The sequence below is a fragment of the Colwellia sp. SU-HH01172 genome, from assembly GCF_057553355.1.
In genome coordinates, this window is record NZ_BAAJMB010000003.1 from 275,883 (window position 1) to 291,304 (window position 15,422).

16 protein-coding genes are annotated in these 15,422 nt (G+C 38.1%); 7 read left to right on the plus strand and 9 right to left on the minus strand.

From position 1 onward, the window contains the following. Window positions 1–3 precede the first annotated feature (3 nt). On the minus strand, window positions 4–672 hold the full coding sequence (locus AC27JP_RS10640; protein ID WP_487114832.1) for an ABC transporter ATP-binding protein: 669 nt from the start codon (window positions 670–672) through the stop codon (window positions 4–6). A gap of 113 nt (window positions 673–785) precedes the next feature. Further along, the gene (locus AC27JP_RS10645) at window positions 786–1,367 is read right to left on the minus strand and encodes a TetR/AcrR family transcriptional regulator (protein WP_487115205.1); all 582 of its coding nucleotides are present in this window, start codon (window positions 1,365–1,367) and stop codon (window positions 786–788) included. 127 nt (window positions 1,368–1,494) lie between these two features. On the opposite strand from AC27JP_RS10645, the gene AC27JP_RS10650 reads away from it, so the two are divergent. Next, window positions 1,495–2,538, plus strand: coding sequence for an alkene reductase (locus AC27JP_RS10650; RefSeq protein WP_487114834.1), 1,044 nt, complete (start codon window positions 1,495–1,497; stop codon window positions 2,536–2,538). Window positions 2,539–2,614: 76 nt separating this feature from the next. On the opposite strand, the gene AC27JP_RS10655 is transcribed toward AC27JP_RS10650, so the two are convergent. Then, the gene (locus AC27JP_RS10655) at window positions 2,615–2,764 is read right to left on the minus strand and encodes a hypothetical protein (RefSeq protein WP_487114836.1); all 150 of its coding nucleotides are present in this window, start codon (window positions 2,762–2,764) and stop codon (window positions 2,615–2,617) included. Window positions 2,765–3,043: 279 nt separating this feature from the next. Here AC27JP_RS10655 and AC27JP_RS10660 point away from each other — a divergent pair, with 279 nt between their 5' ends. Continuing rightward, window positions 3,044–3,559, plus strand: a complete 516-nt coding sequence (locus tag AC27JP_RS10660) for an NUDIX hydrolase (protein WP_487114838.1) — start codon at window positions 3,044–3,046, stop codon at window positions 3,557–3,559. Window positions 3,560–4,142: 583 nt separating this feature from the next. Continuing rightward, on the plus strand, window positions 4,143–4,883 hold the full coding sequence (locus AC27JP_RS10665) for an EAL domain-containing protein (RefSeq protein WP_487114840.1): 741 nt from the start codon (window positions 4,143–4,145) through the stop codon (window positions 4,881–4,883). A gap of 55 nt (window positions 4,884–4,938) precedes the next feature. On the opposite strand, the gene efpL is transcribed toward AC27JP_RS10665, so the two are convergent. Next, on the minus strand, window positions 4,939–5,511 hold the full coding sequence (gene efpL / locus AC27JP_RS10670) for an elongation factor P-like protein EfpL (protein WP_487114842.1): 573 nt from the start codon (window positions 5,509–5,511) through the stop codon (window positions 4,939–4,941). Between the two features lie 199 nt (window positions 5,512–5,710). Here efpL and AC27JP_RS10675 point away from each other — a divergent pair, with 199 nt between their 5' ends. Then, window positions 5,711–6,280, plus strand: coding sequence for a hypothetical protein (locus tag AC27JP_RS10675; RefSeq protein WP_487114844.1), 570 nt, complete (start codon window positions 5,711–5,713; stop codon window positions 6,278–6,280). Window positions 6,281–6,409: 129 nt separating this feature from the next. Here the strand turns inward: AC27JP_RS10675 and AC27JP_RS10680 are convergent, their stop codons facing one another. Next, window positions 6,410–7,327: a M14 family metallopeptidase gene (locus AC27JP_RS10680; RefSeq protein WP_487114846.1), complete on the minus strand. Its 918-nt coding sequence runs from the start codon at window positions 7,325–7,327 to the stop codon at window positions 6,410–6,412. A gap of 347 nt (window positions 7,328–7,674) precedes the next feature. Here AC27JP_RS10680 and AC27JP_RS10685 point away from each other — a divergent pair, with 347 nt between their 5' ends. Beyond that, window positions 7,675–8,769, plus strand: a complete 1,095-nt coding sequence (locus tag AC27JP_RS10685) for an OmpA family protein (RefSeq protein ID WP_487114848.1) — start codon at window positions 7,675–7,677, stop codon at window positions 8,767–8,769. Window positions 8,770–8,880: 111 nt separating this feature from the next. Continuing rightward, a complete protein-coding gene (locus AC27JP_RS10690; protein ID WP_487114850.1) occupies window positions 8,881–9,480 on the plus strand; it encodes a uracil-DNA glycosylase family protein in 600 nt (199 codons plus the stop codon). Between the two features lie 201 nt (window positions 9,481–9,681). On the opposite strand, the gene AC27JP_RS10695 is transcribed toward AC27JP_RS10690, so the two are convergent. Beyond that, on the minus strand, window positions 9,682–10,074 hold the full coding sequence (locus AC27JP_RS10695; protein ID WP_487114852.1) for a DUF4345 domain-containing protein: 393 nt from the start codon (window positions 10,072–10,074) through the stop codon (window positions 9,682–9,684). 265 nt (window positions 10,075–10,339) lie between these two features. Here AC27JP_RS10695 and AC27JP_RS10700 point away from each other — a divergent pair, with 265 nt between their 5' ends. After that, window positions 10,340–10,816 carry a DUF2947 domain-containing protein gene (locus tag AC27JP_RS10700; RefSeq protein ID WP_487114854.1) on the plus strand — a complete coding sequence of 159 codons (477 nt, stop codon included), beginning with the start codon at window positions 10,340–10,342 and terminating at the stop codon, window positions 10,814–10,816. A 53-nt stretch (window positions 10,817–10,869) separates the two neighbouring features. Here the strand turns inward: AC27JP_RS10700 and AC27JP_RS10705 are convergent, their stop codons facing one another. The 3 genes from AC27JP_RS10705 to AC27JP_RS10715 form a co-directional block, all read right to left on the minus strand. Continuing rightward, window positions 10,870–11,490, minus strand: coding sequence for a hypothetical protein (locus AC27JP_RS10705; protein WP_487114856.1), 621 nt, complete (start codon window positions 11,488–11,490; stop codon window positions 10,870–10,872). Window positions 11,491–11,698: 208 nt separating this feature from the next. After that, window positions 11,699–12,730, minus strand: coding sequence for an AI-2E family transporter (locus AC27JP_RS10710; RefSeq protein WP_487114857.1), 1,032 nt, complete (start codon window positions 12,728–12,730; stop codon window positions 11,699–11,701). A gap of 109 nt (window positions 12,731–12,839) precedes the next feature. Further along, entirely contained in the window at window positions 12,840–15,422 is a 2,583-nt protein-coding gene (locus AC27JP_RS10715) for an ABC transporter permease (RefSeq protein ID WP_487114859.1), read from the minus strand.

Here is a 15,422-nt window from a genome sequence, read left to right on the forward strand (position 1 = left end):
CAATTAACCCGTAAACAAGGTTAATCGGCCATTTGCTAAGCGATAAACTTTGTCCATTCGGCGCGCCACTTCGCGACTATGCGTCACCATGAGCAAGGCGGTGTTATTTGATTTAGCTAGCTTTACCAATTGCTCAACAACATGTTCACTATTGGTGCTATCTAAATTGCCCGTAGGCTCGTCAGCCAATAATAAATCAGGTTGAGCATTGAGCGCTCTGGCAATGGCCACCCTTTGCATTTCACCACCTGAAAGTGTTGCAGGGAACTTAGCCATTAATGACTCAATACCGAGCTCTTTCGCCAATTGGTGACCATAATTTGGTTGAAATCGCCCCGCTAGCTTAGCACTAAATTCAATGTTGTCTTTTACCGACAAACCACTTAGCAAATTAAATTGCTGAAAGATAATACCAAGGTATTCTTTGCGTAATTGGCTTAGTTGACTATCTGAAGCGTCTGCTAAGGAAAAGCCTGAAACCTTAATGTCGCCTGTTTGAATTGGCTCTAAACCAGCGATCAGATTTAAAAGTGTTGTTTTACCGCTACCACTATCGCCCATTAGCGCAATGCAATCACCTTGCTTAATCGATAAGGAAAGTTCGAACAGTAAACTTCGCGTATGGTTACCATCAATTATTTGATGGCTAAGTGCCGTAATTTCTAATGACAAAGCTATTCCTTTTAGCTTAAGGTTTTTTCAACCTTAGATAAATAAAATCACAAGTTATCTAGCTGTTACATTAGGTAAGTTAGTCAACACGGTCAATCATTTATTTATTAAAATTATCGAGACAGATCGGCAAACAATTGCGCCGCTAATTCATGCATAACTTCTGATTCAGGATGGGTTTGGGCATAAGTTCTTAAACCATAAATCCCCATAATAAAAAAGCGAGACAATTGTTTAGCAGAGCGCTTACTAATTAGTTCTTTATTTTCAATTGCAACTGCAAATATGGATTCAATAGACGCTTGCCAGTCTGCCAGATTTTCAATCAATATTGCTTGAACTTCATCATCTTGCTCAGCCAACTCATTTAACGCTTTGGTTAATAAACAAGCTTGTGCCGCTTCGCAACTGATACACTCTTGAACAATATGATCTAAATAGGCTTGTAGCTGCACTAACTTTGAGCCTGTAGCAGAAAAAAAGTGCTGGAACTCTTTGGCCCTATCCGCTCGATACTGACCTAATGCCGCTAATAATAAACCACGTTTATTTTCAAATGCACAATAAATAGAGCCAGGATGTAAGCCAGTAGCCTGTTTCAGGTCTTGCATACTGGTTTTTGCGTAGCCTTTGTCCATAAAAGCGATCATCGCCGCCCTTAAAACAAACTCTTTGTCGAATTCAGCATTTCTCATCAATTTCAATTTTAATTTCTAATGGATAGCCTTAGTGTACCTTATTTGAATGCTTGTTCAAAATAATACTTGAACGTTCATTCAAATAATAGTATCTTGAATGCACATTCAAGAAAGAGATATTGTCATGACAGAAAATTTATTCCAACCCTATGCATTAAACGACACAATTACATTAAACAATCGGATATTGATGGCGCCCTTAACTCGTTGCATGGCAGACGATAACTTAGTACCAACACAAGCCATGGCGGAGTATTATGGCCGAAGAGCTGATGCAGGCTTAATAATATCTGAAGCCGTGATTATTCGACCCGATGGCCAAGGTTATCCAAATACACCAGGCTTATTTACGCAAGCGCAAATTGCTGGCTGGAAAACGGTTACAGAAAGAGTTCATGGCAACGGTGGTAAAATATTTGCACAACTTTGGCATACTGGCCGTGTTGCTCATCCACACTTTTTTGAGCAAGGTGATGTGCTAGCGCCATCTGCCGTAGCAGTTGAAGGCAGCGTTCCTAGAATGCGCGAATTAACTTATCAAGTACCTAAAGCGGTAACTCAAACCGATATCGAAGGCTTAATTAATGACTATGCACAAGCTGCTGAGAATGCCATTGAAGCGGGCTTTGATGGTGTTGAAATCCATGGTGCTAATGGCTATTTAATCGATCAATTTCTTCATTTTGACAGTAATAAACGACAAGATGAGTATGGCGAAACACCCGAGAATATGGCGCGTTTTCCACTAGCGGTTGTTGATGCCGTTATCGAGCGTATCGGTAAAGACAGAACCGCACTGCGAGTAACGCCAGGTGCTTACTTTAATATGGCAACGGATGCTAACGACCGAGCAGTATTTGACTATTTATTGCCGGAGCTAGACAAACGCCAATTAGCATTTTTACATATTGGTATCTTTGATGATGCTATGGAATTTGATTATTTAGGTGGTACCGCATCAAGTTATGTCAGAGCCAATTACCGTAATACCTTAGTTGGTGTTGGCAGTTATACTGCAGAAACCGCCAGCAAAGCGATTGAAAATGAACAATTTAACTTGATCGCAATCGGCCGCCCTTTTATCGCCAACCCAGATTATGTTAAAAAAATTCGTAACGGCGAGCAAGTAACGCCTTATTCAGAAGAAATGTTAGCTAGCTTAGTCTAGTGCCCGACAAAATGAAGCGCAGAAAAAAGGCCACTATGAATATTCATAGTGGCCTTTTTAAATAATAATTTCAGCTTTATTCGTAAGAGCGCTCTAACCAAGCAATTTGCATTTTCAAATCTGCAATTTCATCATTGGCATCAACTAATTGCTGTTCAATCGTTTTTGATAACTCCGTAGCATTCTCGCTAGGCTCAATTGCATTTACAGTATCTTCGTGAGACATAATGCTCTCCTAATTCGTTCACGTTACAACAACTGTATTATTACACAACAACTTTCATTTTACCCTATTTTTTTAACATAAATTTCAAATCGAAAGATAAACCATAACAAAATCACTTAAACGAAAGGTAAAACAAAAGATAAAATAAAGAGTGCATAGATAAAACCCCATCACATGAAAACTTTCGGCAAGTAAGTCAAAACACTAAATTCTCCATGCCATTGAATTTATCAGCCACCAGCCCCATAAATGCCCAATAACTATTTATCAAAGCCATTTATGCGTTTATTAAAATCAACAAAAGTACCTGACCTACATCCAAATATTGACAACAAATTTACTCGAAAAGCCACACGCGCCATTGTGATAAAAGGTGAAGAGATCCTTGTACTTTTTACAGAACGTTATCATGACTATAGCTTACCGGGTGGCGGTATTGATGAAGGTGAAGACAATATAACGGGCCTAATTCGTGAATTGCGTGAAGAAACTGGCGCGCATAATGTTAGTAATATTAAAGAGTTTGGTTGTTATGAAGAGTACCGTAATTGGTATAAAAACGACTTCGACGTTATTCATATGCTTTCTTATTGTTATACCTGTGATATTGACGCTGAACTGCTAACCCCTATGTTAGAGTCACATGAAATACAAAATGGCATGACGCCCGTATGGAAAAATATTCATCAAGCAATTGCCCATAATGAAGCGGTTATTCGCAACAGTAGCAAAAAAGGCTTATCAATTGAAAGAGAGACGTTTCTATTAAAGCTGATCGTTAATGAATTACTTTAATTAGCTCTGCTTCACACATTAACGCTCCAAATTATTATCACTCAAAAACTATCATAATGAAGTGATTTAAAAAGTATCTCTTTGGTTATTTTCACCTGTACATTAACGATGGTTCACCTCTAACTGTATTCAAAGAGTAAATGCGACTTCTGTATAAAATATACATACAAGCAATTGAAAAATGGACAGTTTAGCCATATTTTTTCATTTTTGTTTTTTCTAGACTAATCCGCATTAAGTCGTTGGTAACGTTTTATTAGCAGCGCCTCTGTGGATTTAGACACTCAAAAAAAGCGATAAAAATATAAAGTATAACGCTTTGGAATTGTATCAGCATTCACTGCTACGACTAGCATATCTGTTAGCAAGTACGGAGGTTCTATTTTGAATAGCAACGCTTTACTAGTTTTAAAAAAGCCCTGTTAAACAATATATTACTTATTTGATGATATTCTCGACAAATAAGGTTTTATTTTGTTTATACAAATTCATACTTATTTACATGATAATAATTCTTATTTAGAATAAGTTTTCTAGAGCATATAAGGAAGTACACAAATAATAATTTTATTTGTGAGATTAGATGACTAATAGACAAATCACCCCATTGAATTTAATTGAAATAATTGAATCACAGCGTTATGGCGTAGAATACCAACCAATTGTAGATTTAAAGTCTAAAGAAATTATGGCCTATGAATGCTTGGCGAGATTTTCAGATAAAAACGGCAACCGTATTGCACCCGATATTGTTTACGCGGCTTTACATCAAAGTCCATTAAGCTTGTTTCAAGTGGAGTATCAGCAAAAGCTTCTACAGCTAGACAACGCTCCGTGCAATAGCAACATATTTGTTAATTTGGATCAGGACTCGTATTTTTCAGCGAATGAAAATAATGAAGACAATGAAAATAATCCATTTTTAAAACTCTTTAAGGATTATCGTAATGCCAATATTGTCGTCGAACTAATTGAAAATTCCGAAATAAATGACGCAATTAAAAGTTTGGCAATGATAGATGTATTAGCAAAAAATCATATTAATACCGCTATTGATGATGTTTGTAACCCCCTTTCCATGATTTCAACCTCGGTTATTCAATTGGTCGATTATATTAAGCTCGACAAACATGTTGTTGAACAAAAGCACAGCATAGAGTTTATGTTATTAGTTAAGGCACTTATCGGATTTGCCCATAGCTCAGGAAAAAAGGTCATTCTTGAAGGGGTGGAAACAGACAGTGATATCATTTTTGCGCGTAAGCTTAATGTCGATTATGTGCAAGGTTTTTTATTTAAAAAATGGTTTCAACATTTCAAATAAAAAAGCCAGCGAGTAATGTCGCTGGCTTTTTGTTACTTTAGTAAAAGTTAAAATATTACTTGTCAGCGCGGCCCATAAATTTGCGCTCTTCAGTATTTACTTTAATTTTATCACCGGTAGAAATATGCTCTGGCACTTGTACCGTTAACCCGGTTGATAAAATTGCTGGTTTTGTTCGTGCTGTCGCAGAACCACCTTTAATTGATGGGTCGGTTTCAGTAATGACTAATTCAACACTTGATGGTAAATCTATACCGACGGGGACACCATCAACAATAATCACTTGCAAGCCTTGAGTATCTTCATTGATAAATAATACTTCTTCTTCAATTGAAGATGTATTTAAGTTATATGGCGTATAATCTTCATTGTCCATAAAAACGTACTCATCACCATCAACATATGAAAACATTGCCGGTCGACGCGTTAGATCAGCAAAATTTAACATTTCTTCGGCTTTAAATGTTTCATCAACTTTGCCACCGGTAACCACATCATACATGCGCATTCTATATAAGCTACCACCTGCTCGACCTTGTGGCACAGAACGTTCAATGTCTCTTACTATCATTACTTTACCGTTATATTCTATCGCGGCATTCTTTTTAATATCACTCGCTTTTGGCATGAGAAATTATCCTAAATTTATTTTTGCAAGAAAAATAACATGTATAGCTGATTATGCAAGGAAATATCTGCTTAATGGTACAGGGTAATGCGCTAGCACATAGATTGAAAAACATCGCCGGTATTTAAATTACACAAAACTAAACTTTTTATTGGCAGCAACGACCTTACTAATAAGCTTACTCATTAAAGGTCATCACATGTTCACATCTAAAGCGCTATCCATCGCGACACTATCAATGTTATCGCTATCAATTGCACTATTTGGCAATTCAGCATTAGCAAACAAAAGTATAAAAACCGAAACTTATTCAATTAAAGTCATCGAAAACTGTCAAGTTATTACTGAAATTCCGCTAACACCGCAGCAAACACAAGCTTACTTAGCATTAAGGAATGAAGAAGATAAAATGGCCGAACTAGAAAGCCCTATTCCGGCCATTGAAGCTCAACTTGAAGAGTACACTTCACAAATAGAACAACTAAGCCAGCAAGCTTTTATCGACTCGGAGCAATCATTTCGCATTAATAAAGTTGCACTTGCTAAACAAAAGCAGGTTGTTAAAAAACTCGATAAGTTAATGGCTGTACATCAGGCTGATTTTGACGCCCTTAGCGCACAAGGCAAACGTATAGGCGATATTGCCGATAAGTTTTCTAAGCTAATTGCCCCAGCAATTGCCAATATCAAACATCATCATATTACCATTAGTCACCTCAATGAAGGACTTTTGGATAACAGCTGCAATAGCTCAACACGTAAACTCTAATATTTACATAGTATAAATTTAAGACAAGACAACCGGTATTAAAAAGCCCTGCTTAGCTTAGCTACACAGGGCTTTTAATTAAATACGCTTTATTTATGCTCTTGTTAGGCTAAGAGAAAACCCTCGAAATTATTTCGCCAGCAAATAATTTAGCGCGCCAGTAATTACCGCCACTTGAGCAATAATACAGTTTTCATCATCAACCAGTGGGCTATCGGGATACACTTCCGTGGTTGTAACGTAAGGAGCATCCGTTAAGCCCATACATAATCCCAGCTCTCTCGCGGCATAGTTAATAACACCAAACTGCTCTAATGGCACACCTATTAATTTGCCATCATTATCCGCAGGGGCGATATGGGTAACTTTTGCTACTGAGTCAATAATTGCTTTTTGAAATTCTGCTTGTGGCTTTGTCGTATCGCCGACTAAATAAAAACCGTCCGGTATATTCCAATTTTTCTGCTCTATTGCATCTCTCGCCGCAAGTGCAGGCCTAAATTCACTATTATCGGTATCGGTTGTTTCATGCAAGTCGATATGCGCGATAAAGTCGACATCAAGTGCTGAGACGTACTCCATCGCCGCCGCAGATTCAGCAGCGAGACTATTTGCGTAAAACGATCGGTTAGGATCTATCGCCATTGGGTTCCAGCGATTTATGGTTTCGTATCCCCAAGGACTAATACAAGGTAGTACGACAAAATTAAACTCCCCGTAAAACTGCTGTGCCGTTGACTGCAAAAAGCGAATAGCTCCTTGCACGCCACTGGTTTCATAACCATGAACGCCACCAGTCACTAAAACAACAGGTTTATCAGCTAGCCAGTTGATTGATTTTATCGCATATAGCGGATAACTTTTATTTGGATAGTCTAACAAGCCGTATTGTTCAACAATAAAGTCTTGCCTAAGTCCGTCTATTTTTGTGACCACTTCATCTAGATAACTACGTTTGACCGTTTGAATATTAAGCCATTGCGCTTTTTCTGCATCGGCCCATTTTTTACCTTGCGTTCCTATCGAATAAGTTGATTCATTTTTCATAATACTACCTAGTTACTTTCACCGTATATCGGGGTTTTCATGTGACGATTATACGTAGAGAAGTCGATAATCAAAACAAATTAGCGAAAAATTTAATGCGCTATTTTATTTGCCAATAAGCTATACCTGTTATTAATAAATGCCAGCACCAGCACATTTTGCTGAGTCAAAATTGAATAACAAAGCGATGTTTTAACAATTCACACAAGATAATTCGACATTATTTTTGTAATTTTCTAATTTATAGCACTATTTTTCAGATAAATGCTGCAAAGGCAAAGATTTTGCAATAAAATAATTACAATAAAAACATTTTATTAACATTTTGTGTCAAAAGGAATTTTATTGTGCGCCAACAAAAATTATCAGCGGTATTAATTTCAAGTTTAATCTGTGCATTCGGGGTTAATGCACAAGAACAACCTAAAGCAGAAGACCTAGTAGGAAAGAATTATATTGGTATTCATGGAATGCGAATGAATACTGACGATGATAGGTTAGCAACAAACGATGTTGATTATGTCGAGCATGGCAATGGTATTGGTGCTGAATTTGGTCACCGTTTATCTGAGTTTTCTGAACTAAGACTTTCATACACTCGCCTTAACTTAACGTTAACAGACTGGGTTCCCAACACTCCATCTGGTAAAAACATTGCAGCTAATTATTTATATTTCCCAACTAAGCAAAATTTTTATGTTATGGGTGGTGCAAGCGTAATTGATGTCATCGATTCGGACTTATCGGCAAATGTTGGTGCCGGCTATCGTCATTATCTAAGTGAACGCAGCGCGGTTTATTTTGAAGGTAATGGTCATTACCAGTTCGATAATAAATATACTGATTTAAGCGCACAAATAGGTTTTATTTACTTCTTCGGTGATAGCGCAAAAAAAGTTGTACGCTCTGCACCTAAGAAAGTTGAAGCGCCGGTAAAACCAGCGGCTGTTGCTCCTGTTATCGCTAAACCAGTAGATAGCGACAATGATGGTATTATTGATAGTAAAGACCAATGTAAAGCGACACCTAGCACTGATAAAGTTGATAGTAATGGCTGTACTATCTTCACCGAAGAAAATGACGAATTAAGCTTACATGTCAACTTTGATAACTCTAAAGCGGTGGTAAAACCTGAATATTTAGACAATATTAAAGTTGCTGCTGACTTTTTAACTAAATATCCTCATACCTCTTTGGCGATAACGGGTCACACTTCTAGTCAAGGCCCAGCTGCATTTAACAAAAAGCTTTCACAACAGCGCGCTGATGCTATTGTTGCTGTTTTAACTGAAAAATTTGGTATTGATTCTTCACGATTAACAGCACAGGGCATGGGTGAAGAAGAATTATTAAACACTAACAACAATGCCGCTGCGCATGCAGAAAACAGACGTATTGAAGCAAAAGTAAGTGTTAAAACTAAAGTTGCTGTTAAGCGTTAGTAACGACTTAAGGTAAAACCTTAAAACGCTGTTATCATGGTTTGATAACAGCGTTTTTTTTACGTTATTATTCGACAAGTTTCATTTATTTAAAAATGATAAGAGATAAGAATGTCTGATGTATTTATTCAGCTATTAAGCGATGTGAAGCAATGCACACTTTGCCAAGAGTTTTTATCTCATGGCGTCAATCCAGTATTGCAAATATCACCGTCAGCTAAAATTATCATTGCTGGACAAGCACCTGGATTAAAAGTACATCAATCAGGTCTACCTTTTTATGACAAAAGTGGAGAAAGACTGCGCGATTGGCTAGGAGTAAACAATAAAACCTTTTACGATGATAAGTTTTTTGCCATATTGCCGATGGCATTTTGTTACCCGGGCAAAGGAAAGTCTGGTGATTTGCCGCCACGACCTGAATGTGCGGAACAATGGCGGAAAAAATTACTTAAACAGCTGCCAAATGTCGAACTTATTATCACTATAGGTATTTATGCTCAAAATTGGCACCTACCAAATAAGCAAGAAAAAACCTTAACTGATACCGTCAAAAATTGGCGCTTTTACTATGAAAACTCCGCTCCGGCAATAATACCTATTCCTCACCCTAGCCCTAGGAATAATATTTGGTTAAAGAAAAACACCTGGTTTGAACAAGATGTGGTGCCCAAACTACAAGCACATATAAAAAAACTTATGAACAAGTAATGAACCTGAGCTCGGGATAAGCAAAACGCTATAGCCGCGTTATTAAAGGCTATTTTTGTGTTGTTTAAGTTGCCAATAATTCGTTATTGAGCACACCTAAACGCCTTGAACTGGACATAAATATCACTACACTAGATTGAGTATTGGTAATACTTTGAAATAATTATGTTTTTCATTGTCATTATCCCAAGTTCAAGTTAATTATTGTCGCGAAAGAGTGAAGCTAACACGTTTAAGCAACAACAAAGAAACCACACCAGCCAATAATTCTAATGCCAAATAAATGTACATAGCTTGGTTTGGCTCTCCGTCAACAGCTATTCCTACCATACGTCCAAAGGCCATACTTAGCATTAATAAAAATACCGTCAACAAGCCAATTTTCAAGGTACTGTTTTGACGCGCTAAAACAAATAAAACTATGCCTAGGCCGATATTCAAACCACCATAAGTAGCTCTTAAGTCGATACTTGCCGAATTAGTATCAACACCGCTTTGCACGACATATAACCATGCTTGATGTGGAAAGAAGATGAAAGTCCCTCCATAGAGAAAGAAAATTACCGCAGTAAATAATATAAAAAATTTTGCCATAAATCTCACAGCAAAAATTACTCAATATGCACAATGCCTTATATTAACAGCCAGCTAATAGTATCAGCCCCGCAGACTTTGTTGCATTTACCACTAGTAGCCTTGCTCGCTAATTCAAATCTAAAATAACCTACTGGTAATAGCAACTTCAAAAAGATAGCTGTTTGCCAGGCTTTTTATCTTTACCCTCTGCAAAATAACACCAAATAATGAGATACTATAAACTCTTGTTAATCGACGTACTAAAGCCAGCAATATTATCACTATGAATTACACCACTGTTGACGAATTAAAAAACGCTTGGATATTCAAGCACAAAAGCTTACCGATTTCTGATAATGATAAAGCGAAGATCAAACCTATGACCGCCAATCGTGCGAAAGTGTTATGGGATAGCAATATCAGTAAACAAGTGGATCACCCTGATTTCTTTAAAAAAGGTGACTGGGCGGAAAATGGCAGCTCATGGCTAGATAACGGCAAATGGGAAACCATATGGGACGGCGATGATGAACAATTACCAGAGCCAATACTACAACACCTAAATTGGGACAATAATACTGTAGTTTATTACTGCAGTAGCCGAAGCAATGTTATTGAAACCACTTGGGCGGTATTTAAACGTTGTTGGAAAAATTTTCTATTTATGGATGATGGCCCAATTTTAATTGCCAAAAAGCGCAAAGAAGCGGTGCAGTTTTTATCAACTGGTTATTTTAAGGTCGGCAACAAACTCAGCTAAGCTATATTCGATACCAGCAAAGGGGCATCTCCCCCTTTCCAATAGCAGTATTTTTAAAATACCACTGATAGCTTAGCACCAGTATAAGCTTGATTATCAGCTTTCCAATACTCGCCATCGATTTGTCTTAAACGAGTAAAGGCTTCAATTTGCAAGTGCTCGAATTTGAAGCCTGCACCAACCCCAATATAGCCATCAACGTTATTTGAATCATCAGTATGGCGTCTATTCGCAACAATAAAGTCGCTGTCATCATCACTGAAATAAACGCGATAATGATGATCTTCATCTCTGTCTTGAAAAGCAAGTTCACCAAGATCAAAGCCAACTTCAGCATAGGCAAAAATGTCAGAAAAATAACCCAACTTTAGTCCGGCTTCCCACGCCAAATAATCATGCTGAACATTATCTTGATCGGTAACTTCAGCCTTGCCGATTGAAGTTAGCACCGACACACCAAAATTTGAATCTCTATTGGTTAGCCAGATTTCACTACCGATACCAGAAATATAGTCATCACCATTAACTTCATTTTTTACAAAAAAACCGAATCTAGAGCTTTGGTAGGCATTAGCGCTAAACGCGGCTAAGAATAAAACCATGAATAATGGAGTAACTAAAAACTTGATCACCGGCGCGATCATAGTGTTATTGGTATTTTTTAACGTTAACATAAGCATCCTTGAAGGCATTCTAACCTTGAACTCAATACCCTAATAATAAGTTAGAACAAGTGTTCAGTTCAGTAACGAAACTGTGAGTTAACAGGTGCTTAATGTTAGAAAGTGTAAAATGTGGAATAAATAATACGCAAACGAAACGGATGCAGTAATCAAAAGGTCGTTAAATTACCATTCGATTACTGCTATAGATAAATCAAGGCTATTGCTCTTCGCTTGACAATAACACCGCAAACCAACGTCCCTCTGCGGAATTTTCTAGCGCGATTTTAATCACCATAGTTAATGGCACAGATAACAACATGCCTACCGTACCGAGTAACCAACCCCAGAAAATTAAGGAGAGGAAAACTACTAACGTTGATAAACCTAAGCCTTTACCTAAGTAACGAGGTTCAACAACGTTGCCCATCACGGTATTAATGGTCAAATAACCTAATCCGATAAAACCCGCAGCCGCTGGCCCAAGCTGCAATACCGCTAAAGACATAGCTGGAACAGCAGCAATAATTGAACCTATATTAGGAATGTAGTTAAGTAAAAAGGCTAACACGCCCCACAATAAGAAAAAGTCTAAACCAATCGCCCATAACATTAACGAAACACAAACACCGGTCGCAATACTGACTAAAGTTTTAATGGCTAAATAGTTATTTACCGATTCTAAAAATTGATCAATTTGTTTCATACGAGCAGTAGGATCATCAAGTGCCAAATGCAATTTATGCGGTACTGATGAGGCTTCAAATAGCATGAAAATTACCGTGATAATAATCAAGAATAAGTTCGCCATAACGCCACCTAAGCCACTAAGCATATCAGTAGCTAGTCCCATAGCGGCAGCAGGGTCAAAATATTCAATCAACAATTTTGATGAAATTTTAATATTATAAATATCAAGTTGTTGAGTTAACCAAACGAACTGTTCTTGAAGTTGTGCGCGATATACAGGTAACTGCTGAGACAGTTCATTTAATGAATTACCGATTAAACCTGCTAATGACAGTGCGATAGAAACAAAAATACCAATAATGAAAATGACAGCAATTGGTTTAGGTATTTTGTAACGTGCCGCTTTAACCACCAAAGGGTTACAGATAATGGCGATAAATGCCGACAATAAAAATGGTACTAATAATGTTGCCGCGGTTTTTATACCGGCTAAAACAACAAATAAAGCCGCTGTAACTAATAAAAACTTCACAGCGCCTTCTGACTTCCCTTGTAAACCCATTCTATAAACCCTGAGTATTATCAAATTAAATATAAGTGATTAAAACTATACGCGATTTCATAGCTGGGTAGCTAGTGTTAAACACGCATAGTTTTGCATAGAAATGAAATTACATGGTTCTTCGGATCAAGGTTACGCTTGATAAGTTCAACAATCGCCAGCAACTTAGCATACCGATTAAGCCAACAAATAATGCTCCTGCGCCAATACCAACCAACCAATACTGAAAATGAAAACTACCCGCCATTTGGAAAACTTGCTTTTGCAATATATAAACGGCTATTTCCATGCCAATACTTGCCATTAAACCCGCAATAGCTCCCAAGGCAACGAATTCATAGAGCACACTATTACGAAGTAATTTACCGCGAGCCCCTAACGTTCGCAAAATAGCGAGTTCGCGCTCTCGTTCTTCCATGCTCGCCTGTACTTGAGCAATCAATACTAAGCTGCCGGCAAGAACAACAAGGATCAGAATTAATTGAATCGCCACTGAGACTTGCTCAATAATATTATTAAGCTGCGCCATAATGGCAGCAAAGTCCATTAAGGTTATGGTAGGAAAGTTCGCCATAAAACGATAAATCATATCTCGGTCTTGTTCGGAAACCGACCAAGCTGAAATAGCTGTTGTTGGAAATTGTTCAAGCACATGGCGGTTAAACACCATAATGAAATTTAACTGTCGGCTTTGCCAATTAACTTTACGAATACTAGTCACTGGTACGGTAAATTCATCAGAACCCAAGGTAAAAGTTAATTCATCGCCTAAAGCAATTTCCAAGCGTTCTGCCATGGAACTTTCGATAGACACTTGTGGTTGTTCATCATCAAATTGCCACCATTGTCCTTCAATGATTTCATTCTCAACCGGCAACTCATTTCGCCAAGTGAGTCCGAGCTCTCGCCCTGCTCCTCGTCGGCCTTCCTGTTTAGTTTCATCGCTATCCGTTTCAGCTTTTTTCTCATTATTTTGCTCAGAACTAGGTTCTTGACGAGAACTATCTTCTTCTCGAATAGTTTTTTCACCATTTATTGCCGCCAAACGAGCACGATAAATGTTATAAAAACCTTGGTTAGCAATGTTATTCTCATCAACAAATTGCTGTAATGGTGCAATTTGCTCTTGAGCAATATTAATCAAGTAGTGATTAGGGGTGTCATCCGGAAATTGTTGTTCCCATTCCGATAAAATCGAACTTTTCATCACCGTAATTAGTAACAACAACTTGATAGCAATCGTAAAGCTAACTAATTGCACACTATTCTCACTGGCACGGCGTTTTAAATTCGCCAGTGCTAAATGCCATGACTTACCGGCTTTTGTACCGACACTGCGACCAGCACTCATCAATCCACGACCAAATAGCAGCAGAATAAAGGCAACCACTATGCCACCAAATAATAATGCGGCACTCATCACAAGATTTTGACTGAAGATGAAAAGCAAAACAAATAATGCTAATAACGGCGGTGCTTGATGCCAACCAAAACGAGCCGGTTGCTGCTGACTAAAACCGCGAATAACATTAAGCGGTGAGCTATTCACTAAAACACTAATCGGATGAATCGCAAAGGCAATCGCACACAATAAGCCAGTAAATATTGCAGTTAAAAAAGGCGTAAATGTAAGTGGTGCATCAGCCAGCGACAAATAATTTGCAATGGCATTAACCCCTAATAACATCAGGCCATAACCCACAACCAAACCGGTAGCTATACTTAAACAACTTAATAACGTCCAATGTAAACAATATAATTTTCTCACATGAGATATTGATGCACCCATAGCCTTAAAAATTGACACGGTTGACTGGTGGCGTTGACCGTAGCGACGACTTGCCACAGCCACCGCAACAGCAGCTAAAACAATACCTAGCATACTGGCCAAAGACAGAAACTTTTCAGCCGTATCTAATATTCTTGATAACCGATTTTGTGCCGCTTTCGCGTCATACCAACGTTGAGCATCATTAATTTGTGGTTTAACCCATGCTTCAAACGCTTCAATATCATCAGTTTCACCGGCAAAGAGATATTTATAGGTCATACGGCTACCAGGCTGTATCAACTCTGTTTTTGGCATATCAGCAATATTTAAGATCACCGTTGGCCCAGCTATAAAGGCGCGATAAGAGCGGTCGGGAATGTCGGTGACTATGCCGGCAATGGTGAGTGGTGCAACACCAATTTCAATAATATCGCCAATATTGACATTTAAACGACTTAACACACTAGGCTCAACCCAGACAGTACCTGGCTTAGGAGCATTAACTAATATGCTGTTTGCTTGTGATAACGATGTTTTAACTCGCAGCTCACCACGCAATGGATATGTTGCTGAAACCGCATCAATCTCACTAAGCAACATATTGTCGCCAGCAAATGCCATTGACTCAGTTTCAATTTTTCGCGCATGGTTTAGCGACAAAGCCTGACTTTTTTCGAGAAAGCTTTTATCAACTTCCGCAGACATTCTTAACACCCGATCGGCACCTATGGTATTGGTACTATTGGCAACAATGGCGTGTTTAATTTGTCCTGAAAAACCGGTTAATGAAAATACCGTGGCAACAGCCAAAACAATGGCGAGAAATATTATTGTCAATTCACCACGGCGAAGCTCATGATGTAACAAGCGTAATGATTGTGCGAACCAGGCCGAAGACGCTTTTTGATTAACAGTGATCAT